25 protein-coding genes are annotated in these 25,918 nt (G+C 41.1%); 15 read left to right on the forward strand and 10 right to left on the reverse strand.

The window, feature by feature from the left end:
* The first annotated feature begins 115 nt into the window (after window positions 1-115).
* The 12 genes from WC848_01220 (at window position 116) to WC848_01275 (ending at window position 12,733) form a co-directional block, all read left to right on the forward strand.
* Window positions 116-862, forward strand: a complete 747-nt coding sequence (locus WC848_01220; GenBank protein ID MFA5961287.1) for a helix-turn-helix domain-containing protein — start codon at window positions 116-118, stop codon at window positions 860-862.
* A 21-nt stretch (window positions 863-883) separates the two neighbouring features.
* Window positions 884-2,722: a glutamine--fructose-6-phosphate transaminase (isomerizing) gene (glmS, locus tag WC848_01225; GenBank protein MFA5961288.1), complete on the forward strand. Its 1,839-nt coding sequence runs from the start codon at window positions 884-886 to the stop codon at window positions 2,720-2,722.
* Window positions 2,723-2,809: 87 nt separating this feature from the next.
* Window positions 2,810-3,142, forward strand: coding sequence for a hypothetical protein (locus WC848_01230; GenBank protein MFA5961289.1), 333 nt, complete (start codon window positions 2,810-2,812; stop codon window positions 3,140-3,142).
* A 130-nt stretch (window positions 3,143-3,272) separates the two neighbouring features.
* Complete coding sequence (locus WC848_01235; GenBank protein MFA5961290.1) at window positions 3,273-4,724, forward strand: ABC-F family ATP-binding cassette domain-containing protein; 1,452 nt, start codon at window positions 3,273-3,275, stop codon at window positions 4,722-4,724.
* A 66-nt stretch (window positions 4,725-4,790) separates the two neighbouring features.
* Window positions 4,791-5,912: a metallophosphoesterase gene (locus WC848_01240; protein ID MFA5961291.1), complete on the forward strand. Its 1,122-nt coding sequence runs from the start codon at window positions 4,791-4,793 to the stop codon at window positions 5,910-5,912.
* A 209-nt stretch (window positions 5,913-6,121) separates the two neighbouring features.
* Window positions 6,122-6,799 (forward strand): hypothetical protein, encoded by a 678-nt coding sequence (locus WC848_01245; GenBank protein MFA5961292.1) that lies wholly within the window; start codon window positions 6,122-6,124, stop codon window positions 6,797-6,799.
* A 77-nt stretch (window positions 6,800-6,876) separates the two neighbouring features.
* A complete protein-coding gene (locus WC848_01250) occupies window positions 6,877-7,401 on the forward strand; it encodes a 50S ribosomal protein L11 methyltransferase (protein MFA5961293.1) in 525 nt (174 codons plus the stop codon).
* Between the two features lie 88 nt (window positions 7,402-7,489).
* Window positions 7,490-8,488, forward strand: coding sequence for a hypothetical protein (locus WC848_01255; GenBank protein MFA5961294.1), 999 nt, complete (start codon window positions 7,490-7,492; stop codon window positions 8,486-8,488).
* Window positions 8,489-8,733: 245 nt separating this feature from the next.
* A complete protein-coding gene (locus tag WC848_01260; protein MFA5961295.1) occupies window positions 8,734-9,231 on the forward strand; it encodes a hypothetical protein in 498 nt (165 codons plus the stop codon).
* A gap of 62 nt (window positions 9,232-9,293) precedes the next feature.
* Window positions 9,294-10,217 (forward strand): M20/M25/M40 family metallo-hydrolase, encoded by a 924-nt coding sequence (locus WC848_01265; protein MFA5961296.1) that lies wholly within the window; start codon window positions 9,294-9,296, stop codon window positions 10,215-10,217.
* Between the two features lie 492 nt (window positions 10,218-10,709).
* Window positions 10,710-12,008 (forward strand): phosphoribosylglycinamide synthetase C domain-containing protein, encoded by a 1,299-nt coding sequence (locus WC848_01270; GenBank protein ID MFA5961297.1) that lies wholly within the window; start codon window positions 10,710-10,712, stop codon window positions 12,006-12,008.
* Between the two features lie 158 nt (window positions 12,009-12,166).
* Entirely contained in the window at window positions 12,167-12,733 is a 567-nt protein-coding gene (locus WC848_01275) for a GNAT family N-acetyltransferase (protein MFA5961298.1), read from the forward strand.
* A gap of 84 nt (window positions 12,734-12,817) precedes the next feature.
* On the opposite strand, the gene WC848_01280 is transcribed toward WC848_01275, so the two are convergent.
* A complete protein-coding gene (locus tag WC848_01280) occupies window positions 12,818-12,985 on the reverse strand; it encodes a hypothetical protein (GenBank protein ID MFA5961299.1) in 168 nt (55 codons plus the stop codon).
* A 448-nt stretch (window positions 12,986-13,433) separates the two neighbouring features.
* Between WC848_01280 and WC848_01285 the strand changes: the two genes are divergently transcribed.
* The 3 genes from WC848_01285 to typA all read left to right on the forward strand — a co-directional run bounded on the left by WC848_01285 (window position 13,434) and on the right by typA (window position 17,259).
* The gene (locus WC848_01285; protein MFA5961300.1) at window positions 13,434-14,576 is read left to right on the forward strand and encodes a HAMP domain-containing sensor histidine kinase; all 1,143 of its coding nucleotides are present in this window, start codon (window positions 13,434-13,436) and stop codon (window positions 14,574-14,576) included.
* 142 nt (window positions 14,577-14,718) lie between these two features.
* Window positions 14,719-15,303 (forward strand): Sua5/YciO/YrdC/YwlC family protein, encoded by a 585-nt coding sequence (locus WC848_01290; GenBank protein MFA5961301.1) that lies wholly within the window; start codon window positions 14,719-14,721, stop codon window positions 15,301-15,303.
* Window positions 15,304-15,471: 168 nt separating this feature from the next.
* Window positions 15,472-17,259, forward strand: a complete 1,788-nt coding sequence (gene typA / locus WC848_01295) for a translational GTPase TypA (GenBank protein MFA5961302.1) — start codon at window positions 15,472-15,474, stop codon at window positions 17,257-17,259.
* A 75-nt stretch (window positions 17,260-17,334) separates the two neighbouring features.
* Here the strand turns inward: typA and WC848_01300 are convergent, their stop codons facing one another.
* From WC848_01300 to WC848_01340, 9 genes are all read right to left on the reverse strand, one after another.
* Window positions 17,335-18,435, reverse strand: coding sequence for an aminotransferase class I/II-fold pyridoxal phosphate-dependent enzyme (locus WC848_01300; protein ID MFA5961303.1), 1,101 nt, complete (start codon window positions 18,433-18,435; stop codon window positions 17,335-17,337).
* An 84-nt stretch (window positions 18,436-18,519) separates the two neighbouring features.
* Window positions 18,520-19,353: a hypothetical protein gene (locus tag WC848_01305; protein ID MFA5961304.1), complete on the reverse strand. Its 834-nt coding sequence runs from the start codon at window positions 19,351-19,353 to the stop codon at window positions 18,520-18,522.
* A gap of 279 nt (window positions 19,354-19,632) precedes the next feature.
* The gene (locus WC848_01310; GenBank protein ID MFA5961305.1) at window positions 19,633-20,586 is read right to left on the reverse strand and encodes a M28 family peptidase; all 954 of its coding nucleotides are present in this window, start codon (window positions 20,584-20,586) and stop codon (window positions 19,633-19,635) included.
* 83 nt (window positions 20,587-20,669) lie between these two features.
* The gene (locus tag WC848_01315) at window positions 20,670-21,635 is read right to left on the reverse strand and encodes a hypothetical protein (protein MFA5961306.1); all 966 of its coding nucleotides are present in this window, start codon (window positions 21,633-21,635) and stop codon (window positions 20,670-20,672) included.
* A gap of 303 nt (window positions 21,636-21,938) precedes the next feature.
* The gene (gene cimA / locus WC848_01320) at window positions 21,939-23,513 is read right to left on the reverse strand and encodes a citramalate synthase (protein ID MFA5961307.1); all 1,575 of its coding nucleotides are present in this window, start codon (window positions 23,511-23,513) and stop codon (window positions 21,939-21,941) included.
* Window positions 23,514-23,764: 251 nt separating this feature from the next.
* The gene (locus WC848_01325; protein MFA5961308.1) at window positions 23,765-24,082 is read right to left on the reverse strand and encodes a hypothetical protein; all 318 of its coding nucleotides are present in this window, start codon (window positions 24,080-24,082) and stop codon (window positions 23,765-23,767) included.
* 171 nt (window positions 24,083-24,253) lie between these two features.
* Window positions 24,254-24,733: a hypothetical protein gene (locus WC848_01330; protein ID MFA5961309.1), complete on the reverse strand. Its 480-nt coding sequence runs from the start codon at window positions 24,731-24,733 to the stop codon at window positions 24,254-24,256.
* Between the two features lie 28 nt (window positions 24,734-24,761).
* Entirely contained in the window at window positions 24,762-25,487 is a 726-nt protein-coding gene (locus tag WC848_01335; GenBank protein ID MFA5961310.1) for a hypothetical protein, read from the reverse strand.
* Between the two features lie 4 nt (window positions 25,488-25,491).
* Window positions 25,492-25,899: a hypothetical protein gene (locus tag WC848_01340; GenBank protein MFA5961311.1), complete on the reverse strand. Its 408-nt coding sequence runs from the start codon at window positions 25,897-25,899 to the stop codon at window positions 25,492-25,494.
* Between the last annotated feature and the right edge of the window lie 19 nt (window positions 25,900-25,918).

The following is a 25,918-nucleotide window of genomic DNA, read 5'->3' on the forward strand; positions in this document are numbered from 1 at the left end:
TTTTCCTTTCCCATCTTCTTTCTCCCTTCTTCCTCGCTCGCTTTCTTTTTCACACTGGAATAAACATCGCTTTTATTTCAGTTCTTCTTTTTTAAAGCAACTTTTTAAAATATATATGGACACAACAATTCTCAAAAAACTTGGCCTTGATGACAAGGAAGCTAAGGTTTATTTGACCCTCTTGGAATATGGCGCCATTTCTGTGCGTGGCCTAGCGGAAGTTTCCGCGCTCAACCGCGGGACAGCTTATGACACTTTGAAACGCCTGCAAGAAATCGGCCTGGTCAGTTATTACTATCAAGAAAAAAAACAACGCTTCGTGGCGGAAGATCCGGAGCGCCTCTTGGAAATTCTCAAAAAGCGTGAACAGGAAATTAAGGAAGTGAAAAATGGAATTCTTGATATCATCCCAGAACTAAAATCGATCCAAGACAAAAAAGATTTGAAACCCGTTTCCAAGCTCTATGAAAACCGCGCCGGCATAAAAACAATCTTGGATGATTTATTGTCTTCGATGGAAACTCTGCCCGAAAAAGAACGGGAATATTATATCTATTCTTCAACCCAAGCCAGTGCTGACATCCACAAGGCCTATCCCAATTTTACCCAAGAGCGGATTAAGCGCGACATTCACGTCCGCTCAATCTCGCTGGCGCAGGGCGGAAATTTGCACGGTTTGGATCACCGGCGCTGGCTCGGCACGGACAAAGATTCGGCCACTTTTATCCTGATCTACGCCGAAAAATGCGCCTTCATTTCCCGCGACTCCGAGGGTACGCCGGTGGGAATTTTGGTGGAAAACAAGATGATCTACGAAACACAAAAAATGATATTTCTCAAACTGTGGGATTTTTTACAATAAATCAATCTAAAAAACAAAACTATGTGTGGAATCATCGGTTACATTGGCAAGCAAAAAGCGGCGCCCATTCTTTTGGAAGGACTACGCCAATTGGAATATCGCGGCTATGACAGTGCGGGAATTTCTGTCATTGAAAACGACAAAATAAAAACCATAAAAGCCGCAGGAAAAGTTGTCGCGCTTACCCAAAAGATGGAAAAACTAGAGCTGAAAAGTACCGTCGGCATCGCCCATACCCGCTGGGCCACGCACGGAAAACCATGCGATATCAATTCGCACCCACACGGCGACTGTCACGGAGATATTTTCTTGGTGCACAATGGCATCATTGAAAACTACCAAGAATTGAAAAAAATTCTTCTCAAAAAAAATCACAAATTCACTTCCGAAACCGATTCAGAAATCATTGCCCATCTGATTGAAGAGTTTGGCAAAAAAATGGTTTTTAGAAAAGCCGTCTGCGAAGCTTTGAAACTGCTTCGTGGCACCTATGGCCTGGCGATCCTGAGCCGCAAAGAACCCGACAAACTGATTGTCGCACGCCTCGGCAGTCCCTTGGTTTTGGGCATCGGCAAAGATGAATTCATTGTTGCTTCAGATGTGAGCGCCATTGTTCGTCACACCAAAAAAGTGATCTACCTTGATGATGGCGAAGTAGCGGAAATTAATCGCACTGATTTTACTATTACTAATGTTAAAAACAAACCGGTGAGTAAAGAAATTGCCGAGTTAAATTGGACGATAGAAAAATCACAAAAGAACGGCTTTGCGCATTTCATGCTCAAGGAAATTTTTGAACAGCCCGCAGCAATCCGTAACGGACTGCGTGGCAGAATCGATACTTTTTTACGCGAGAATACGGCGCCGATTCTGGGCGGTTTGCACTCAGTGGAAAGACGCTTGCGCAAAATCAATAGAATTATCATCGTCGCTTGCGGCACCTCCTATTATTCCGGACTGGTCGGCGAATATATGCTCGAAGAATATGCCGGCATTCCAACCGAAGTGGAATATGCCAGCGAATTTCGTTATCGCAAAATTCTGGTCGATGAAAAAACGGCCGTTATCGCGATTTCCCAATCGGGTGAAACAGCCGATACGCTCGCCGCGATCCGGGAAGCGAAAAATAAAGGGGCGCTGACTTTGGGAATTGTGAACGTTGTCGGCTCGACTATCGCCCGCGAAACCGAAGCAGGAACATATACACTGTCAGGTCCGGAGATTGGCGTCGCATCGACCAAAGCTTTCACTTCCCAACTGACCGCCCTCACAATTTGGACACTGATGCTCGGTCGACAACGCGATATGTCCTTTGTGATGAGCAAAAGAATCGCCCAAGAGCTCAAGAAAATTCCAGAACTGATTGAGAGCATTTTGAAAAAATCAGGAGAAATTAAAAAAATCGCGGACAAATACTGCGCGGCGAAAGATTTTCTCTATTTGGGCAGAAAATATAATTTTCCAATCGCGCTGGAAGGAGCATTGAAGATCAAAGAAATTTCCTATGTACATGCCGAAGGTTATCCCTCAGGAGAAATGAAGCACGGCCCGCTAGCACTCATCGACGAAACTTTTCCGGCAATTTTTATCGCTCCACGTGATAGTGTCTACGAAAAAAATATCAGCGGGATGATGGAAATCAAGGCTCGTGGCGGACGTATCATTGCCATCGCAAGCCTTGGAGACGAAGAGATCAAAAAAATTGCTGATGATGTGATCTATATCCCCAAGACCATCGAGATGCTCACACCATTCCTCGCCATCATTCCTTTGCAACTTTTCGCCTACTACTTCGGCGTCGCCAAAGGATTGGATGTCGACAAGCCGAGAAATTTAGCCAAGAGCGTAACCGTGGAATAATTTCTGGTCAACCGGAAATTGCTCGCTTTGGCAAAAATTATTCTTTATGCTAAACTCTGTTTAGTAATTAATAATTTTAAAAAATATATGAATCTTGAAGGAAAAGTTTATGGGTATGAAAAAAAAGTGCTCGCCGTTATTGTGCTAGTTGTCTTTGTAGCGGGGGCAATGTTTTATGCCGGTGCAAAGTATGAAAAAAGAAAATTAGATAAATTGGGACTTTTGAGAAATGCTCCGGCCAAAACAGCCAAAAAGAAAGAGGCCCCAAAGAATCCACCAGCTGAAAATGCCACACCAGAAGATAATTCCACTACTCCAAACAAGCAGGACAACACAGCCCCAGCCGCGCCTGAAGCAAATCCGGGAGCTCCAAAAGCGCCAACTGCAACTACTCCAGCCACCATGCCAGTACAAAACTAGATTCTGTTATAACTTACTTAAAAAAACTACGACCAATCGGTCGTAGTTTTTGTTTGCCCTTGCGCTCTTCCCTTTTTGGGAAATATGGTATAGAATAAAAACTCGAGTAATTTAAGTTAATTTTTGTCTTATGTCAGCAAACGAGCTAGCAATCAGGTTTAATGAGGTTTCCTTTGAATTTGCTAAAAACAAAGTCATCCTGGATGATGCTTCTTTTTCTTTGCGCCAAGGAGCAAAAGTGACTTTAATGGGTCAAAACGGTGCGGGGAAAACCACGCTATTGGAACTGATCACGGGAAGCCTGAAACCCAAATCCGGCACGATCCATCTGGCCAAAAATCTCACCATTGCCTATGCCAAACAAGTCATTCCGCGCGAAGAATTGGAACTCACTGTCACGGAGTTTTTTGCTAAACGTTTTTCGGAAAAAATCTATAACCTCTCTCCGCGCATCGACAAAGTTTTGGACGTGGTCAACCTCAAAGCACCGCATGACCGAGTGGTCAAATCTTTTTCCGGTGGCCAGCAAGCGCGCCTACTCCTCGCCTCCGCGCTCATCACTGATCCAGATCTTTTGATCCTCGACGAACCGACCAACAATCTTGATCCGGCCGGCATCATGCATCTCACGCAGTTTTTGATCGATTATAACAAAACATGTCTCGTCATTTCCCATGACGCCGATTTTCTCAATTCCTTCACTGATGGCGTGCTGTATCTTGATATTTTTAATCACAAAACACAACAGTATCAAGGCGACTATTATTCCGTCGTGGAAGAAATTGCCGCGCAGATTGAAAAAGAAAAACGCAAAAATGCCCAATATGAAAAAGAAATTATTGCTAACAAGGAAAAGGCCAACTTCTTCGCCAACAAAGGTGGCAAGATGCGTCTCGTTGCTCGGCGGATGCGTGACAAAGCGGCTGAAATGGAAGAAGCCAAAGTGGACGTCAGAAGAGAAGACAAAGCCATCAGAGAATTTGAAATCCCCTGCCAGACGGAACTGGGCGGAGAAATTCTCCACATCGATTCGGTCACGATCGTGAAAAATTACGAACCGACAGAAAAAAATGTCAATGTATCTCTGCGCAAAAACGAGCACCTTTTGCTTTCCGGACCAAACGGCATCGGCAAAAGCACTCTACTTGAATCGATTGCTAAGCAGGAAACGCTGAGCGCCAAAATTGCCGAAGGTGTGCGCGTCGGCTATTATCGCCAAGATTTTTCCACGCTTAATTTTGAAGACACGGTCTATGATTCATTGCTCTCTGTGATGCTTTTAAAAGACGAAGAAAAGATGCGTTCTGTCGCCTCTGGATTTCTCATTACCAAAGATCTAGTTTACTCTAAAATCGGCAGTCTTTCGGAAGGTCAAAAAGGTTTGGTCGCTTTTGCCCAATTAGTACTTCTGGAACCAGGGCTCCTAATTCTTGACGAGCCAACCAATCACATCAATTTTCGCCATCTGCCAATCATCGCTAAAGCGCTGGATGAGTACAAAGGCGCGATGGTTTTGGTTAGTCATGTGCCGGACTTTGTGATGCAAATCAGGATTGACGAAGTGCTGGATCTGGAAAGATAGTTTTGTTTTTTATTTTGACTTTTTATGCTAAGCTGGAAGTATTAATCTAACATATTCACGTGGATTATGATTATCCTCCAAATCATCTTTTTTCTTTCCTTGGCTGTCGTTATTCTTTTTGGTTCGCACTATTTTCTCTATACTTCACTCATCAAGTTTTTTCCTTTTTTTAGTAGCCATAAGCTGGGTCTAATCATCACCCTGAGCATCTTGGCGCTCAGTTTTTTTCTCACTTCCTATTTTGCCCATCAACGCGAAGATCTAATTACTCGCATCAGCTATTTCCTGTCTGGTTTTTGGCTAGGACTACTTGCTAATCTGACGCTAGCGCTCATACTGATTTGGCTTTTGCATTGGATCTTCCAATTTGCCAACATTACCTTTGACATCTCAATGACGGCGGCGATTTTTCTTGGCGTGGCTCTTGTAGTTTCGGTCGTGGGAGCGTGGGACGCTTTTCAGCCGAGGATAAAAAACATCGCGGTTACCATTCCCAATCTACCACCCAATTGGCAAAACAAAAAAATCGTCCAGCTGTCCGATGTGCATCTAGGACTAATCTATCAAAAAGATTTCTTGGAAAAAATTGTTGCTTTGACTAATTCAGTCAATCCCGAATTAGTCGTGATTACCGGTGACCTGTTTGACGGTACGGACAATACGGATCTGGATGCGCTAACTGTTCCACTCAATCATCTCAAGCCCAAACGGGGCGTCTTTTTCGTGAACGGCAACCACGAGACCTATCTTGGGACAGACATTGCAGATAAAGCTCTCCAAAAAACGCAAGTGAAAATTCTCGACGATCAGGTAGTGGATATCAACGGTCTCAAACTGATCGGCCTGAGTTATCCTGAGCGTGATCTGAAAAAAGACGTTGTCGCTACACTATCCCAGCTGAAGCCTCAATTTTTCGACTCACCCAACATTCTGCTTTATCACGCCCCAACTAACATCGAAGCCTTTGCTAATAACGGCGTCAATCTGCAATTGTCCGGCCACACCCATCTGGGACAACTTTTTCCTTTCAATTTTATTACCAAGTTGATTTATCACGGCTATGATTATGGCCTGCACACGATCGGAGATTATACACTCTACACAACAAGTGGCATCGGCACCTGGGGACCAACTATGCGGACTGATAGTCGACCGGAAATTGTGGTGATCACACTTGAGAAAAAATAATTTTTGCTAATTTTTCTTGCCTCGCTCTTTTTTTTCTGTTAGAATAATTTTAGACCAACCGAAAGAAAAAAGTTATGCAATTTTCCCGAAAAAATAAACTGATTTTCCAAGCACTGGCTGAGCTGGTAATGTTTTACAATGCAGATTGATAATTTTCCAAAGCGCCTTATGGCGTTTTTTAATAACCACTCACGGGATAAAATAAAAATATGGCTGATAGCACAAACCAAATTGATTTACCAGAAGAACAATCAACCAAATCCGGAAAAATATTCTTTCTGGTTTTTGGCTTACTCATCGCCGGATCGGTGTTCGCTACTTATTTACGCATAATGGTCCAAAAAAACTATACCATCGAAGCTCAGACGGAGTGCGACCCCTATACGCAAAAATGTTTCGCTTGGTTTTGTGATCCGGCATCGGACGTAGACGGAGAAGCATGCACCGGCGACCCCGACAATGATAATTGGTACTATAAACTTTCCAAAAGAAACGCTTCGAAAATTCCCCTTTGCGATCCGGTCACCGACGAAACTTGCCAGCCGATGCTTTGCGACCCAGGAGAAAAAGATTGCGAAGACATTTATTGCAACGAAGAAAATAAAATTGAGCAAGAAGTGGAATGCAGTGATCCGGAAGAATATACTAAAAATAATCCACCAGAAGAGGAAGACGCGATAGACGAATCAACTGAAACTTGCGCGTCAGATGATGCGGAGTGTCAAGCGAATGAGACAATTCCATCTACTGACGAAACAATCCCGCCTACTGATGAAGTAAATACAGCCACTGATAGCTCATGCACACCTGGTGATCCAGCTTGTCAGACTGCTCCAGCTCAACCAAACACAACCAACCCCGAGCCAACCGTTTTTCCTGCAAATTAGTCGATTAATGTTTGACTTTAATATGCAATAAAAAGAGAAATCGTCACTTGTTTCTCTTTTCTTTTTTTGAAACTGCAATGACAATTTTTTGGGCAATTCTACAACTCGCGCTTATCATCTTAATCGTCCCACTGACACTCTATGGTTTTATCATCGGCGCGCCGATCTTTTTTTCGCCCAAAAAAGGCATCGGAGAAATTCTCGCTGAGTGCCATGTTAAACCGGGAGAAAAATTCTATGACCTGGGCGCCGGCAACGGTCGAGCAATGATTCTCGCGGCCAAAAAATTTAACCTGGACGTCTATGGTTTTGAATTATCACCGCTTTTAGTCTTAATCGCTAAACTTAATTTATTACTTTGCGGAGTAAAAAAATCCACCATCTATCTCAAAAATTTATATAACGAAGATCTGAGTAATGCCGACATCATTTTTTGCTTTCTCACTCCCAAAGCGATGGAGCGCCTCCGACCAAAATTTGAAAAAGAGTTGAGGCCTGGCACAAGAATAATTTCCTATGCCTTTCCACTCAAAGACTGGCAACCAAAAAAAATCATCCGCAATGGTTATCCGGGGAATATGTATCTCTACGAAAAAAGCTAGAAGCTTTTTTCATTGACAGTCCGCCAATTTTCCGCTAAACTGCCAAATCATTTCAAACTTAAAAAATTCTAATTCATTTCAAACTATTATGGACAACACCGCTGCTTTTCTTGCCAATCACTGGATCCTCATTGCATTCATGGCGCCATTATTTTGGTCGCTGGTGAATATCATTGATGTCTATTTCGTCGATGGCATCTACAAAGATGAGCTTGATGGTTCAATCATCTCCGGACTTTTCCAAATCATCCCCTGGTTCATTCTCATCTTTCTTGTCGACATCAGATTGGTGGATATATTCAATCCCCAAGATCCTAATACTTTTTTCTTCATAGATAATACCCTACTTCTATCTCTTTTTGGCGGTATCGTATATGTTTTGGGAATTTATTTCTATTTCAAAGCTCTTTTCAACTCTAATGACGCGCCACTTTTGCAGATTCTCGCCAATATGGCCGTGATCGCCGTTCCCCTTTTTTCATTTCTCCTCTTCAGGGAGCAGCTACCGCTTTCCGGCTACACTGGGATGCTCATCACTTTTTGTGGCGCCACTGTCCTCTCTTTCAATCCGCATCTGCGAAAAAAACTTTCCGGTAAATATTTCAAAATAATGCTCGGCGCCGTGCTTTTGATGTCACTTAGCATGGTGATTGAAAATCACGCTTATGGCCTCCTGGAGAATTCCTATGGGGCAAGAAGTTTTTGGTTGGGCTTTCTTTTTTTCAGTCTCGGCGCCTTTCTGGGCGCGCTGCTCCTGGCGATCTATGCTAAACGAAATCCACTGCCCACAATCAGGAAATATTATGGCATCTTTTTTATCGGCGAAGGTCTGTATTTTTTGGGCAATTTCGCTTCCCAAAAGGCCATCTCAATCGCCCCTTCCGTCTCATATGTCGCCCTGATCGAAACTTTCGGTCCAGTTTTCATCATGGCATATAGCCTCCTCATCATCTTTTTCTCTTCTTTTCTCCTGCACAAAAAAACCGCGGCCGTGAAAAGGATCTATTCTGAGCAGATCGGCGGAATTTGGGTAAAAGTTTTGGCAACAGTAATCATGGCGGTTGGTGTTTATGTCATCAGCTCCTAGTTACAAAAATCCTTGACAAATAGATACGACTAAGCTACATTTGATTTATTAAAATATAGGATATGAATTTTTCACACCAAACAATCTCAATCCGTCGTCATAGACTTTCAAGAAATTACTTGAGGTTGTTTGAGAGTGCTCACATTGAATAATCAGCTACTTTGAACTCTTACATGCAGCCTCAAGTGAGGCTGTTTTTGTTCTTTTACCCAAACAACACATAACCCCAAGAAAGGAGGACTCTAATGACAGTTTCCATAGAAAGTTGGGAAAAATTGGCAAAAGCTTTGCAAAAAGAAGCTACAATTATGGGCTATCGGAATACGGCGAAAAATCTCTCCGACCTATATCTGGAAGATTTGGCCGTTATTAAACAAAACCGGATTGGCGATATCATAACTTTTGGTGGATTATGGTCGACAACGGAAGAAAAATGCCTCGAGGCGGGATCATTTTGGGTCCATCCGGAATATCGGAATAAAAAACATTCCTCTTGGATGTTTCAACGATTGTCTGAAAAAATTCCAACTGGCTATCTTGCAATGTGTATTACCCATGTCGATAAAGTGGCCCACTTAGTGATCAAATCCGGTTGGTCAGAGTCAAGCAAGGAAAATTGGCATAGTGCCGTTCCTTTCGCCGCTTCATGTGGCCCTTGCGATGTGGTTGCAGATAACGAAAAAATGACCTGCCCCCACATGGCGACAAAAAGTTTGTGTAGAATGTTCTATAAAATTGGATAAATCATCCGGGCGGGTATCTAAAAAATTAGATACCCGCCAAACTAAACTAACCAAAAAAATTTATGACAACTATTGAAAAATTATTGATAGAAATGCTCAAAATCGACTCCGTTTCCGGAAATGAAAAGGATCTTGGTAATCTTATTGTACAAAAATTAGAAGGTTTTAAGATAAAAAAACAATTTATCGGAAAGGGAAGGTTTAATATCATCGCCAAAAAAGGAAACTCTGATGTATGGCTGGTCGGGCATCTTGATACGGTGCCTGGAGCAGTGCCGATCAGAATAACAAAAGAAAAAATTTATGGCCGTGGCGCTTGTGATAATAAGGGTAATCTGGCGGGAGCGATCCTGGTGGGGAAGAAATTAAAAAACATCAACCTCCTATTCACTGTTGGAGAAGAGGTAGATTTCGCCGGAGCGGAAAAGGTCAAGATAAAGGGATCTAAAATTATTGTTTTGGAGCCAACTATGCTAAAAGTTATGACGGGACAATTAGGGATAATCGCCTACTCGATCAGCACCAAAGGAAAAGAAAAACACACATCATTGCCCTTCACTGATAAAGAAAATGCCATCCATGAGCAGATAAAAATATGCAATTATTTGAGAGAGAAAAACTTCAATGCTTTCAATGTAGGGAAAATAAGCGGTGGCTTAGCAGATAATATTGTCGCCGGAAACTCCGTGATGGATATTTCCCTGCGACCAAAAGATGGAAAAGAATACGCCCAAGCACTAAGCATCTTCAAATCGCTACCGAAAAATTTCAACTGCAAAGTGAAATTAAAACACAAGTATGCACCATTTTTCACCAATTTAACCGTCAAAGGAGAAACAGCGCAATTTTTTTCCGAAATGCAATTTTTCAAAAATAGCCTCCTGTTTGGTGCGGGAAATATCAAGCAAGCGCACGCTAACGATGAATATGTTTCAAGATCACAGCTGAACTCTCTTGAAAGAGAGCTATTGAAAATTATTCCATGATTTTTCTTGCCCCACCTGCTTTTCTTTGTTATACTAAAATTACCATAAAAAAATCAAGAATCATATGAAAACCTTTGGACAAGATACTGATCAAGCACGGATAGTTTTTAAATCATCGGCTAGGTCGATGGAAATAGCTTGCGTTTCAAATTAAATATTGTCTCCCAACGCCCATTGTGGCGTTTTTTTGTCGCCCGAAGCGGAATTTGCCCAAAATAAAGGCATTCCTCCGCCATTGACAAACCCATTATTTTGTGCTAGGCTGGTAAGTTACTTTAGTCATGAAAAAACTAAGCTCTATGCCAAGAATGAAAAAAGAATTATTTCAGACAATTACCAATTATGCTTTTTCTCCAGAGAAAGCCGAGCTATTTTTTATTTTTTCTGCCAATAGTTAGTGTTCTTCTGGGGACGGCGTGCGCCGTCCTTTTTTGTACGTTTATATCCTATTGTGTCACTGATAAATTAAAATAATTAATTAATTTTCTATTTATGCGAGTATTGTTTGTTTCGGGCGAACTCATTGCGGCAGATTTGTGTCTAAGATTGCAACAAGAAGGTTGCGAGGTAAAACTATACATAGAGGATGAGGGAAGGCGTGACTGCCTAGACGGAATGATTGAAAAAGTTACTGACTGGGAAAAAGAACTAGACTGGGTAGGAAAGAATGGGCTTATTGTTTTTGATGATATTGGTTATGGTAAAATTCAGGATGATCTAAGAAGTGAGGGTTACAACGTCGTTGGCGGAAGCCTAGGCGGAGACAAACTTGAAAAGGAACGCGAATTTGGACAAGTTGTTTTTTCTACCTACGGCCTAAACGCCCTAAAAACAATTAATTTCACTAAAATTAGCGAAGCTGTTAATTTTATCAAGAAAAATCCCTGCGCCTGGGTAATAAAACAGAACGGACATATTAGCGCCCTCAATTATGTTGGCCAGTGGAGCGATGGAAGCGATGCAATCTCTATTTTGGAAAGTTACAGAAGACTAAATGGAAATTTGGGTACAATAAGCTTGCAAAAAAGAGTAGACGGAGTAGAGATCGGCGTTGGGCGATACTTCAATGGGAAAGAATGGATTGGTCCGATTGAACTCAATATTGAGCATAAGCATTTATGCAATGGAAGCATTGGTCCAATGACTGGAGAGATGGGAACGGTAATGTGGTATACTGAAAATGAAAAAAATAGACTATTTCAAGGAACACTTGCAAAATTAAAACCCTTCCTTGAGAAAGTTAATTTCAAGGGGGATATTGACATTAATTGCATCGTTGATAAAAAACACATTTACCCACTTGAGGCGACTGCTAGATTTGGTTGCCCAGCTATCCAACTCCAAACAGAAATACACAAATCTCCCTGGAAAGACTTTTTGTTGGCCGTAGCTAAAGGAGAAAAATATGACCTAAAGTATAAAAAAGGTTTTGGCGTAGTCGTATCCATTGCCATCCCCCCATTTCCCTACAAGTCCATTTCCACGGATTATCACGACAAGGGAGTGAAAATATTCTTCAAAGAAAAACTTTCCAAGAAAGAACTTGCCAGTCTTCACTTTGAAGAGGTATCCTTGAAAAAAACAAATTGCACGGAGGATTTGTGCGTTGCTGGAAGCAATGGTTTTATTATGTATGTTTCTGGATTCGGAAAAAACGCAAAAAGCGCTCGTCACCAGGCATATGAGCTAGTAAAAAAAATTAACATACCTAAAATGTTTTATCGAGATGACATAGGAGAAAGATTTGTAAAAAAAGATATGAAAACATTGAGGGAATGGAACTGGATATGATATGGAAAAACGCCATCTGGCGTTTTTTCCTTTTTTGACAATCAAAACACCCTTCACTATTAAAGCCAATATGCTATAATTAAGAAAGCATTATTTACATTGAAAGATCGTTTTGTCAATATCTTACCCTATAATTATTTAATTGCTTGCAAACAAAAATGGAAAAGTCTTCTTTTGGAAAAGAAAATGCCAATCTTGAACAAAACGTAGAGATCGTCAATGAATTTAGTGAAGACTCTCTGGCTGCAATATTAGATTTGGAAAAAAAATGCTTCCCTGCTGACTGGCAATATGAAGATGCTGATGACTATTACAGAAAGATGCTAAACGACAAGGAAAATATAAATATTTTTTTAAAACAGAACGCTGCAATCGTTGGCTATGCATTAGCTAAGCCACTCAATAATGCCTTAAGTGATTTAATGAAATATGACCCAGAGATACAAAGTATTGATAATAATTTGTACATAGAAACGATTCAGGTATTAGATCAATTTAGAGGGAAAGGTGGAGCCAAAAAGATTTTATTAGAAATTTGTAATGAAGCTCTAAAACGGGGAATTGTAGATTTTTCAATTCACGCAAGAAAAAGTAATGGACTAAATTTAAAGCTCAGGAAAATATTTGATGGAATGATCACTAAGCACAGACAGATAGAGTCATGGGAACCCGGAGGAGGAGAGCCCTATGAATACATGGAATGGAGCTATAAAAAAAATAATTAGATTAAAACAAAAAAATATGTTGTGCCCGGAATATGCTAACCCGCAGTATTTTATTTTTTCAAATCAGGTCCCCCCTCTTCTTTATTATTCCCACTTGCCGGCCATAATCACATCCCTACTTATTGGATTTTTTGTTTTTTTAAAAAATCCAAAATTGCTCCTAAGCAAGCTGCTACTTGGCTTATCGATATCATTTTCATTATGGGCAATAGCAAGTCTCATTACTTGGACAAATAATAGCAGCGACATCATAATTTTTGTATGGTCACTATTTGGAATTTTTTCATCATTAATATATTTTTTCAGCCTTTATTTTGTCTACGTATTTATCAACCAAAAAGATATAACATTAAGAGGAAAAATATTATTAGGACTAACAATTCTTCCCGTAATCATTTTCACTCCAACCAAACACAATCTGAATGAATTCAATTTAGGAGTTTGTGGCATCTTCACTGAGGGTAAGTATTTTACAAATTATTTCTACACACTTGGCCTTGTAGTTTTCTTATGGATACTGTTTCTATTGAGTACTAGATACAGAAAATCTGATCGTGAAACTAAAAAAAAGATTATTTATTTAGCGCTTGGCATAGAATTCTTTCTATTCTCTTTTTTTGTCTCTTCTTTTTTGGCAAGCTTCCTCGTTTGGATGGGCAAAAGCAATGATTTTTCGATAAATCTATACGGTCTTTTTGGAATGCCTATCTTTACAGGTTTTCTCGCCTATCTTATTGTCAAATTCAAAGCATTTGAAATTAAACTCTTTAGCGCACAAGCTTTGGTTGTAGCATTAATTGTCATCATCGGATCACAATTTGCCTTTATTCATAGCAGCATTAATAAAATTTTAACCGCCATAACGCTAACATTAGCCATCGGCTTCGGATGGTTTTTGATCCGCTCGGTCAAAAAAGAAATTGAACATCGGGAAGAATTGGAAATTGCCAATAATGAAATTGAAAAAAGCAGTTTTGAGATTGAAAGCCGTAACAAAAAACTCAAAAAAGCCAACAAGGAAATCAGTGAGCGGAAAAATCAGTTGCAAAAAATTTCCGACTCTTTGGCGATTGCTAATGATAAGCTGAAAAAACTGGACACAGCAAAAACGGATTTCATTTCAATGGCCTCCCATCAATTGCGCACCCCCCCAACTCCGATCAAAGGCTATTCCTCGATGCTTTTGGAAGGCTCTTATGGACCGCTCAACGCAGAACAGAAAAGAGCAGTGGAAAATATTTCCAATGCCAACAACCAGCAAATCACCTTCGTAGAAGATCTTTTGAGTGTTTCACGCATTGAATCAGGCAGTTTGAAGTTCGAGTTTAAGAAGACCCAACTGGATGAGTTATGCAAAGAAGTAGTTAATAATTTGGTTCTCAAAGCCAAAGACAAAGGGCTTTATCTGGACTACAAGACTCCCGAGCCCCTGCTCCCAGAACTGAATGTCGATGGAGCAAAAATCCGGGAAGTACTTTCCAATCTAGTGGATAATGCCGTGAAATATACCCAGCGAGGCGGAGTAACTATCAGCACGGAACTGTGTAAAAAGAAAGAAAAGAATTGCCTGACGAAACCCCACCTGCGTATTACCGTTTCCGACACCGGCATCGGTGTACCAGCTGAAGAAATCCCCTACTTGTTCCAGAAATTTTCCCGTGGCAAAGATATTACCCGACTCAATACCAGTGGAACGGGACTCGGGCTTTATGTCGTTAGAATGATCACCGAAGCGAACGGTGGCAAATCCTGGATTGAATCCCCCGGCGCCGGCCGCGGATCAAAATTCATCGTAGAACTGCCGCTGGAACAATTGACAGAGACGATCGAACGGAATGGGTAGTATCAGATTGTGTTAAATTGAGATAATCTCACAAATAAAAACCAACTAGGAAATAGTTGGTTTTTTAATTCTTTAAAATCTGAGCCCTTTACTTTTCTCCAAAAACCAGCATACTGAAAAAGTTAACTATTTTTACAATTAAATGCCAAAATATCTAACCCAAAAAGATATCTTTGCTAATCAAGACTTTTATGCCTCCGAAATCCAGAAGGGCCGGCTTTTTATCTACCCTACTGACACCTTGCACGGACTGGGCGCCGATGCGAAAAATACTGGAAGTATTGAAAAAATTGTTGCTCTTAAAAAAAGAACCGGCCAGGCTTTTTTGGTCATCGCCCCGTCTCTCGAATGGATCTTTTTCAATTGCGAAATTTCCAATGCTACTATCAAAAAATTACTCACTGAAAAATTACCCGGGCCATTTTCTTTTATCCTAAGACTAAAAAACACCCAAGCTGTCGCTCCCCTGGCGCTAAATTTCGGAGAAACTATCGGTGTGCGGTTGCCTAAGAATTGGTTTTGGGAAATAATCGCAAAAAGTGGTGCGCCCTTCATTTCCACTTCCATAAACTACAGCGCAACACTTTCGGCCAAAAGCCTCGAAGATATCCCAACAGAGATTCTGAACTCTGTAGATTATATTATTTGGGACGACGCAGCGCCCACCGGAAAAGCCAGCACTATAATTGATGTGACTTCCGGAGTACCAAAAATATTGAGGAAATAAAATTGTTATAATAAGCATCTTCCCTTGTGCCATCCCCATCTTCGCAGAGATGAAAAATCTTTGACAAAAAGCTTTTTTAGGGGTAGAATAAGGTTTATGTTTAATTAGGTTAAATAAGCAACATTTGTACACTTGTAAATTTGTACGAGATTTGTAGTTTGTAGTGTTATGGAAATTAGAAACATTGCGATTATCGCCCATGTGGACCATGGTAAAACAACCTTGACTGACGCCATTATGCGCCAAACCGGAAACGCCCCTGAAGGCGACACGATGGACAGCAATGCCCTGGAAAAAGAGCGCGGAATCACGATTTATTCCAAAAATGCCGCTATCATCTACAAAGACACGAAAATTAATATCGTGGACACTCCAGGTCACGCCGATTTCGGCAGTGAAGTAGAACGAGTTTTGCGTTCGATCGATAGCGTCGTTTTAGTTGTAGATGCTCAGGAAGGTCCGATGCCCCAGACCAGATTTGTTTTGAAAAAATCCCTCGAACTGGGACTGAAACCAATTGTTGTGATCAATAAAATTGACAAGCCGGCTGCTGATCCGGATATGGTCCAAGAACAAGTTTTTGAACTGTTTTTGGATCTGGGCGCGAACGACGAACAATTGGAATTTACAACTGTCTATGCGATTGCCCGCCAAGGGATCGCCAAGATGCACTTGGAAGATGAGTCAACTGATCTCTCTCCACTCCTCGACACGATCCTCGCGCGCATTCCTGCAACACCCCTAGAGAACAGTGACAAGCCACTGCGCATGCAATTTTTTAATCTCGGCTATGACAATTTTTTGGGACGCCTCGGCATCGGCCGGATCTATGAAGGAAAAATCCGGGCTAATGACACGGTGACGGTGAAAAAAAGCGACGGAACGGTTGAAGCAGGGAAAATTGTGAAATTGTTCTCCTTTCTCGGCACAGAAAGAAAAGACGTCCCCGAAGCGATTGCCGGAGATATCGTGATGATTGCCGGAATTCCCAAGATCGACATCGGTGAAACTGTCTGCGCTACACCAGAACAAGAAGCTCTGCCTTACATCAGTATCGATGAGCCAACGATTTCTCTTAGTTTTCTGGTCAACGACTCCCCATTTGCCGGCAAAGAAGGCAAGCTCGTCACCAACAAACAGATCAAGGAACGCTTGATGAAAGAATTGGAAATCAATGTCGGACTCAAAATTGATTTTTCAACCGCGGAATATTATACGGTTCTTGGTCGCGGCGAACTGCACATCGCCATCCTTTTGGAAAATATGCGCCGGGAAGGATTTGAATTACAAGTTTCCAAGCCACGCGTAATCATCAAAGACATTGACGGAGTGAAATCCGAACCTTTCGAGGAACTGACAGTGGACGTACCGGAAAAATCTTCCGGCGTGGTAATTGAAAAAATCGGAAAAAGAAAGGGCGTGATGATGAACATGAAGCAGACCGGAACGCAGATGCGGATGATTTTTGAGGTGCCGACCCGCGGAATCCTCGGATATCGCGGAGAATTTATGATCGACACGCGCGGCGAAGGCATCCTGTGCAGTCGAGTGATCGGTTTTCGCCCTTATGCCGGTGAGATCAAAAAGACTGATACTGGTTCAATGATTTCCATGGCCACCGGAAAGGCGCTCGGCTTTTCTTTGGCTAATCTCCAGACGCGCGGTACGCTTTTCATCGAACCATCGACGGAAGTCTATGAAGGTATGGTCATCGGAAACACTTCAAAAGGTCAAGATATGACTGTGAACCCAACCAAAGGCAAAGCGATGAGCAATATGCGTTCCTCCGGAGCCGACGAAGCCATCCAGCTCTCTCCTCCGATTAAAATCACCCTCGAACGCGGTTTGGAAATTATGGCTGATGATGAATATCTGGAAGTTACTCCTCTTTCCGTGCGTCTGCGCAAACAATACTTGAACGAAACAGAACGGATCAGGCATTCACGAAAAGCGTAATTTTATACCTAAAACTTTTGCAACAAAAAACTTTCCGGGAATGGAAAGTTTTTTGTTACAAAGAAAGATTGTTACTTAATCAATCTGCTTCAAAGCTAAAAGTAATTTTTTGTTTTTCTGTTCGTCTTGGATAGTGATACGCACATAGCCCTTACCCTCCAATCCAAAGCTTTCCCTGAAATCAGCCGTCAGAATAAATTTATTTTTCAATTCATTATAAAGATCTTTCTTCTTATGCTTCAAGATAAATACATTCGTCTCAGAAGTTCCCCCAATTTTATAGTTTTTCAGCTTTTTTATTTCTAAGAACAATTTTTCTCTGATTGCTCTGGTCTTATTCGCAACTTGAGTAATATAGTTTTTGTCTCCGATGGCAATCTTAGCCACCTCTTCTGACAGGGCATTTATATTAAAAACCGGCTTGATATGATTTATCTCTTCGATCAAACTTTTGTCCGCCACGACAAAACCCAATCTTATCCCGGCCAAGCTATATGATTTTGACAAGCTTCGGACGACGATCAGATTTTTATATTTCTTCACAAGATTGACGGCTGATTTTTTTCCAGTCGGATCAAAAAAATCAAAGAAAACTTCATCCACAACCAAGATTGTTTTTTGATCGATGTTATCCAGGATATACCTAACTTGTTTTTGCGTCATCATGTTTCCCGTTGGATTATTCGGATTGCAGATCCAGGCCGTCCGCGCTTTTCTCAAATTTATTTCAGCAATGAAATTGTCCAGAAAAGTTCCGTCATACTTAAAATCGTTCTTTTCATCCAGCCCCACTAAGTGCACATTGATTTTAAACATGATATTGGCTTCAACGATCCGATAGAAAGTTGGCACAGCACAAACACAATCACTGTCTGGTTCGCCAAAGACACGCGGAATTATGCCGATGGCCTCGTCTGCTCCGACCGACAGGAGTATATTTTCCAATTTCACACTGAGCCGGTCAGCAATCACTTGTCTCAACTCCCCATATGTCGGATCGAGGTAAGCGCTCAATTTCTTCAAATCGAACTTGCCTAAAACCGGCCTGATTTTTTTGCAAGGTGCAATGAAGCTTTCGCCCATATTAAACAGCTCGTATTTGGAAATATTTTTGATGTCATCATGCACATAGCCAGCCACTTTTTGACTGAGTAAATTTTCAATGTAGGAATTCATAGTTTTTTAGTTGATTAAATATTTAAATTTATTGATTAATAAATCTGGATGGGAAATTGCTCGCGAGCAATTTCCCACCTTTTGTCATGAAAAAACTTGTCGATATTGGTCACCAATCAGCTGATCCAACTGTTGCATGCACTCGATAAAGGTCTCGATCGGAGGACTGCCATTGAGATGAAATCCCATAGCAGAAAAAATATCAAAAGCCGGTTTCAGAGTGTTTCTTTTTATCTTCGCCGTTTTGACTGTTCCACCTTTTCCTCTTACGAGAAATTTTGCTGAAAGACTGTCCGCGTCTTCCACAAGCAACACTCGACAATCCGCCGTAGTACGCTTTACCAAATAGGGCGGTCCAGGCACATAATTGGGAATCATCCCGGGAAATTTTCCCAGTACAAATCCGATGTCATTACGCTGCGGAAAAAATTTCTTGAAATGATAGGAAAAATAATGTTCATCCTTGGCCAAGAAATTTGTTTTGTAATATGGATAGACCCAGCCAATCTGGAATCCCCCATCCGGCAAAAGCCGATTAGTGATATTGCTCTGGACTTCTTCATAGCTCCAACCCAAATTTTCATCGGCAAACAGATCGGAATATTTCACAATCCGCCAATCTTTCATGCCAAGAGAATCAAGGAAGAAGGTAACAAACTTTTCTTCTTCGGAAACATCAATGATGTCCTGACCAAACGGCTTGTTCATGAGAAATAGCGTAGCACTTCTGGCTGATAACTGCTGCCGGGTTTCTTCGGCCATCTTCAGCATAAACAGAAAATCCAACCCCAATCCGCAACACTTACTGCAATCGCTACCGAAAAATCCCATCCCCATATAGATATCAGGATTTTCCAATGTACATTCCGGCACAACCACTTTTTCCACAAAAGGCACGTTCTTCAAATTCTCGAGCATATTTCCCCCTCTTTCGTATGTTGGTCATCGATTATCGACAAATTATATTCATTTTTCCAAGGAACAAAAAAACCGGTCTCGCGTGAGATCGGCTTTGACTTGACTGAAATAGATGGAACTTTTTATGCGTTATCTATTTTAAGCAAACCAAAACCGATCTGGCTAAACCAGAAGCTAAAGAAATAGAAACTATATAAATTTTGGTTGGTTTGATTGCTCATTGTTTTTTACTAAATCAGTTTAGCACTTTTAGAAATCTTGTCAACCCAAGGTGATGAGTCATACAGCCTTCTTCGCCAAAAGAGCAAAAGCTTCGTCTAAATAGTTCATACCCATGCCTCTTCCATCATCTAAGTCACTATGATAAACACTCATAAGTTTATCCAGACTTGCTGTAACAATCTCGGTTTTTTTAGTTATTTTATGCAAGTTTTTTACCGGAAAAGCCAATATTACTATGCTTGGATCAGTGATCACAATTGTTGGGTCATTTCCCACGCAATCGATCACAATAATTTTTTTGGCGCCATCAATAAGTTTTTGGTATTTCAGTTCAAAAGCACGGAAACCACTCCCCCAATAAATCGGTTTATCATAGGATAATTCCTCGGCTCCAGAGAAAACAAACAAATTGTTTTTCAATATCTCCGGTTTTTCCAAAACAACCCTCATCATAACTGCAACTCCTGAAGCATTATCAATTGCACCTTTTTTAATACTATCATAATGAGCGAAAAAGATGGCTTTAGGATTTTTTGCATTTCCCACTAGTATATTAGCTGATTGATGAGAAACTTTTTCAACCTGAACATTGCCAACGATTTTTTTCGCCTTAACTATTTTTGAGATATCTTTATAACTAACACAAATTGCTGGAGCGAAATAATAATTTTTTAGAGATATCCCCTCGCATCTAGGATTGAAACTAATACTAGAAATTTCCTGGCAAATTGAAGATGAAAGCAGTGAACTAATCACGACGTCATTGTTCTTAATTTCCCCACTCAAAAAAGAACAGCCTTCACATTTGACTCTTTTACCATCCGCCAATAGAGAAACATTTTGCGTTAAAGGAATCGCTACTTTGAATTTTTGCAACAAAAATAAGATGGAATTTTCTTTTAACACGGAAATTAGAAAATCGCACGCCTTTGATTCTCCTTCCAATTGCCTTGGAGCAAAAGAAACTAATTTGGAAATAAACTTTTGATAATTGAATTTTTTAGTATTCATAAAAATATATAGAAAATTTAACTGCAATTAAGGGAAGGAGGGTTGCACTAATACAATCTTAGCACAACCCCCTTTTGAAGCAATCACGAGTGAGCAATCAGCTCTTTTTCGTAATGCTTCATTAGATCAAAGAAGCAACCGTCAATAGTGGTTTGGGACGGCGTAGGAAGGGATCGCAAAAAGCCATTTCCGCCCAAGGCCTTCCGAGGAATCTCGTTCAACTTTGAGCAAAATCCGTCAGCCTCCACTTTGAGCGGAGTATCGAGAATAAGTGGTAAAAAGCCACAGATATTCTTGATTTTTTGGTTGCTCTCCCGAAACCACGCAATGACTTCCGGGTCCTCATCAACAGTCGAAGCAAGACCACGACTGCCACTGACGAAAAGAAGTAAATAAAAAAAGTAATACCAGTCTGCCGGCGGACGCGGATCGTTCGCCTCAGATAAGTCACAGCCATAAAAAATTTTCTCTCGTCTACCTTGACGCACAAAAACACAGCGGGGTAAATTTTTTGAAGAACTCATAAGTAATTCTTGGAAAAAACCAGCGAGCTCAAGCTTTTGAGGAGGATTATGAATGGCTTTTTCCATTAGCTCCCAATGAACCTCCGGAAGTTTCCTGCCACACTTTGTTCTCAAATCGGCAAGGATAATATTTTGCAGGACACTATCTTGGACCAAACGTTCATGCTGAACCGAAATCCCCTTTCTTCCATGAAACATTCTCGGTGAATTAACCAGAGATTTTTTGTACTGGTTTTCTGCCGCCTGCTGCGGGAAAGAGTCACGGGTCAATGACATATAGACCGGCTCTAGTCCCCAAGCCTTAGCCGATAAATACGTCGCCAAATGCTCGACATTTGGTGTTGGTACTTGACGCACCAAGCAAACCTGAAACCCGCCCATTTGTTCAGGTAAATGTTTGTCTGCAATTGCAAAAAAATCTTTGATCCCAAACTCTTCCGCGCAATATGCGTTAACAGAGCTTCGAATCTGATCCCGACGATTCGTCCTTGCCGCAACTTCTTTTTCGATCTGCTTTCGTTTCATCTGAATAATCCCCCTATTCCCATAGTTGCTAGTTGACTTGAATCAAATAACTCAAGCTGTTATTATATTTTTTATTTCTTCATATTCTTTCAAGGAACTAAAAAACCGGCTCTTGCGAGACCGGTCTTGGTTTAGTGAAAATGTTTTTTTTCTTACCCCCTACACATTTCCCTTAAACCAAAACCAGCCTTGACAATAATCAAGACGCAAATCAACATCAAAGTGATATTCTTTTCAATTGTTTTGGTTATATCTCTAAACATAGTAATAACTTAGCAAATAGCCGGTTTTTTGTCAAATTTTTTATCCTTTGGCTTTATACAGCTTGTAATTCACGCTATCTGAGAGCGCTTGCCAACTGGCTTCAATCACGTCATAGGACACGCCCATCGTGTGCCAACGCCCGGCTTCGCCATTGGCTGATTCGATGAGCACCCGCACGCGCGCCGCTGTTCCTGCCCGACCCGGCAGCACCCGCACTTTGTAATCAAGCAGTTTCATCTCTTTCAAAACCGGATAATATTTCTCCAGCGCTTTTCGCAAAGCTCGGTCAAGCGCGTTGACCGGACCATCGCCCGAAGCAATTGTTTCTTCCAACTTATTCCCAACTCTGATTTTCACCAGCGCTTCCACTTGCGGATTTTCTTCCCCGGCCTTGCGCTCATCAATCACCCGCCGGCTGATCAGTTCAAAAAATTGTGTCTTTCTCCCCAGCGCTTCGGATAGTAAGAGCTCAAAACTCGCCTCAGCAATCTCAAATTGAAATCCACTATTTTCCAACTCTTTCAATTTTTTGAGTGCTCCTGCAACGACAGGATTTTTTGGATCAAGTTCGATCCCTAATTCTTTGGCTTTCATAACAATTGACGCTCGGCCGGCCAGATCGGAAACTAAAATTCTTCTTTTGTTCCCCACATGCTCCGGCTGGATATGCTCATAGGTATGCGGATTTTTGGAAACGGCGCTGGTATGCACTCCGCCTTTATGCGTAAACGCACTTCGGCCGGTATAGGCTTGGAAGTGATTGGATGGCAAATTGGCCAGTTCCATAAAATAGCGACTGAGCGCTTGTAACTGCACCAGATTTTCTTTTGGCACGCACTCGATTCCCAATTTTAGTTGCAAGGTGGGAATGATCGAACAAAGATTAGCATTACCACAACGCTCGCCCACTCCGTTCAATGTTCCCTGAATCTGCGTCGCGCCCGCTTTCACTGCTGCAAGCGTGTTGGCCACCGCCATCTCTCCGTCGTTGTGCGTATGGATGCCCAAGGGAACATTAGGCAGCTGCTTTTTAACTTCCGCCACGATGCGCGTCACTTCATCCGGCAGTGATCCGCCATTAGTGTCGCATAGCACAAGACAATCCGCCCCGCCAGCCTTGGCCGCTTTCAATGTCAAAAGCGCATACTCCGGATTATTTTTATACCCATCAAAAAAATGTTCCGCGTCATAGAAAACTGTCGCAATATTTTTTTTCAAAAACTTCACGCTCCCTTCAATAATTTCCAAATTGCGCTCGGGAGAAATTCTCAGAACTTCCTCCACGTGCACCGTCCAACTCTTGCCAAAAATGGTCGCCACTGTCACTCCGGAATCCACCAACTCTTTGAGATTCTCATCAGTCTCGGGCGTGTTTTTGGCCAGATGCGTCGAACCAAAAGCCGTGAGCTTGGCATTTTTCAATTTTTGCGTTTTCATGACTTCAAAAAATTCCCGATCCTTTGGATTGGATCCCGGCCAGCCACCTTCAATATAATGCACGCCAAACTCATCGAGCTTCCTCGCAATCCGCACCTTGTCCGCCACCGAAAGGCTCATCCCTTCGCCCTGAGTGCCGTCCCGCAGAGTCGTGTCATAGATTTTTACTTTTTGCATATATTTTTTAGCAATCAAAAAACCCGGTTCCGCCGGGCTATGCTTTGCTTTTGTCTTATTATCTTCTATGCATAAACCCGAGCGAAAAATTGTCGTCTAATAATGACGATGCTAATAATCTCAAAAAATTTTCGCGCTATGTTTTGCATAGGAATAGTTTAGCTTGTGGGAGGAAAAGTGTCAAATTAAAATAAAAAGCGGCTCGGTAAATCCTTACCTCACCGCTTTTCCAGACTGTTTTAAATCCTTGCTTATTTCCTTTGCATGAGCTGACTTATTTCTGCGTTTCTCTCAGCTAATGAATTCAGCCATTGCAAAAGAACTTCTTCGTGAAAGCAGAAATTGTCGTCATAGGAATTTAACACGGCTTCCATTTCCGCAATCTCCGCTTCGGTTTTGTACGAGTTACGCGCCCAAAGATTTATTTGCATAATCTCATCGGGCGAATAATTCAAGAGAAAAAGCCTGTTTGTTTTCGCATGTGCTAGCCATTCTCTTGCCGATATGATACTTCCTTTTGAAAAGTCTAACTGATCCAAAAGCATATCGACATACTCACGCATTTTCATTTTTTGCAGCTCAAAGTAATAGTCCACGATACCTCCTTATTTTTAGGGGAAGGAACGATAATTCAGGTTTATTTCACATTGTACTGAACTTATATTTTTAGCACAGTATCTAACTTTAGTCAACCCCGCCTTCCTTCATTAACTACTCGACCATTATTGGTAATCAAAAAACTATTTTTTATACACATCCGCCTTGTATGCCAGAGGAAGCAGTTCTTGCGAATCGGTTTTGATTACAAGGGAAAAATCACTATTGGTAAGCAGGATTGGAATGGCTCTGTTTTTTATCCCATACCCTTGCGCTTCTGACAAAATTTGACGACAAGTCCCGCAGGGCGGAGTAAGTTGATCGGATTTCCCGCTCCCATCAGCGCTATTGTTGTCAAAAAATCCCACGATAGCCAAAAGTGCATAGTCATAATTTTGATCAAAAAGTGCTTTGTCGAGTGCCATCCGTTCTGCGCAAGTTGAATTGCTCGTGTTCGTCCGGCGGATACTAACACCGTGATAAACTTTCCCATCATCACAAAGCAGTGCCGCGCCAATATGGCGAGTACCTTTTTTGTTTATGTACCGAGCTCCAGCGCCTTTCGCTTCTTGCAAGAGTGATTGTTCTTTTTCACCCAACTCACTAAAGTTGATTTGTTGCATAAAAATAAAATTAAATTAATAAAATTAATTAAATAACCGCAGAGCTTTTCCATCTTGAATTAAAAACAGCCACCATACTCTGTCGAATATCGCTCCCCAATGCAACAATAAAGCTTTCCTTTTTCCCCAAATAATTAAGACTATTTCCAGATAACCAAAAATTTCCGCCATCCATAATATATCTGTCATGCAATATGCTATTATGGTAAGCCCTAACCTCAATTTTAAATCCTTCTTGTTTGATTTCATCTAGTTGCCTCTTAAAGAATCCCTTTGGTTTATCTATAATATTTGCTGTTAACACTTTAATTGGCACTTTTTTATTGAAATTATGAAAGATAAAATCAAGGGTATTCACATCCACATATGGATCACAAATTTTGACTTCTTTTCTAAGATTCGAGACAAGCGCTCTAAGCGTTTCATTCTTTTTTGCTGAAAATGGCTTATCAGCGTCAATAAATATAACCCTCTTTACACTCCCTGCTTCCGAAAGATCCTGCCTGCCCTTTTCCATCATCTTGAAGGAGCCCCCTTTACAATGAAAAATACTTTTTTTTCTTTTCAGGATATTCCGAACAGCCTGGACTGAAGTCTTTATTCCCTTTTCTTCAATTAAAAAATTAGCCACATCAGATGGCTTAAACCTATCTTTTGTGTCAGTTTCAAGTTGATCAAATGCCCAATAAACTTTATAACTTAGTTCATCCAAGCAATACACATCTATTTTTTCGCTTATCTTAATATTATTCATTATTTTACTTAAACCTATTTTCCACAAACAACTCCCCCGTGCTAGTTAGACACCACGCCTTTCTGCTATTCTTTTTTTCCTTTAATTCCATGATATGACCTTTTTTGATGTTCATATTCACTTTGTCATTTATGTTTTGCGGCACTTTCTCTTTGGCAATCCTGAAAGACCGTCCTAAGTCATCAGCATTAAAAGAAGTTGCGTCTTCAAATTTTTCCAAATAATATCCCATAGAAAGTGCCCTTTCCACATCCGTTAATGGCTTTTTCGATAATAAGAACTCCCTTAAGGACATTTTCTTTTGTTGTGGATTACTAGAATCCACTTCTGGGGAGTGTGGTTTTTCCAGTTTTGCAATTCTTTTTTCCAACTCCATGATCTTTTCTTTTATTTGTTGAATTTCTTCAGCCATAGTGTTTATTCTTAATATT

Source organism: Parcubacteria group bacterium (assembly GCA_041659505.1).
Lineage (GTDB): Bacteria > Patescibacteriota > Minisyncoccia > Moranbacterales > UBA2206 > UBA9630.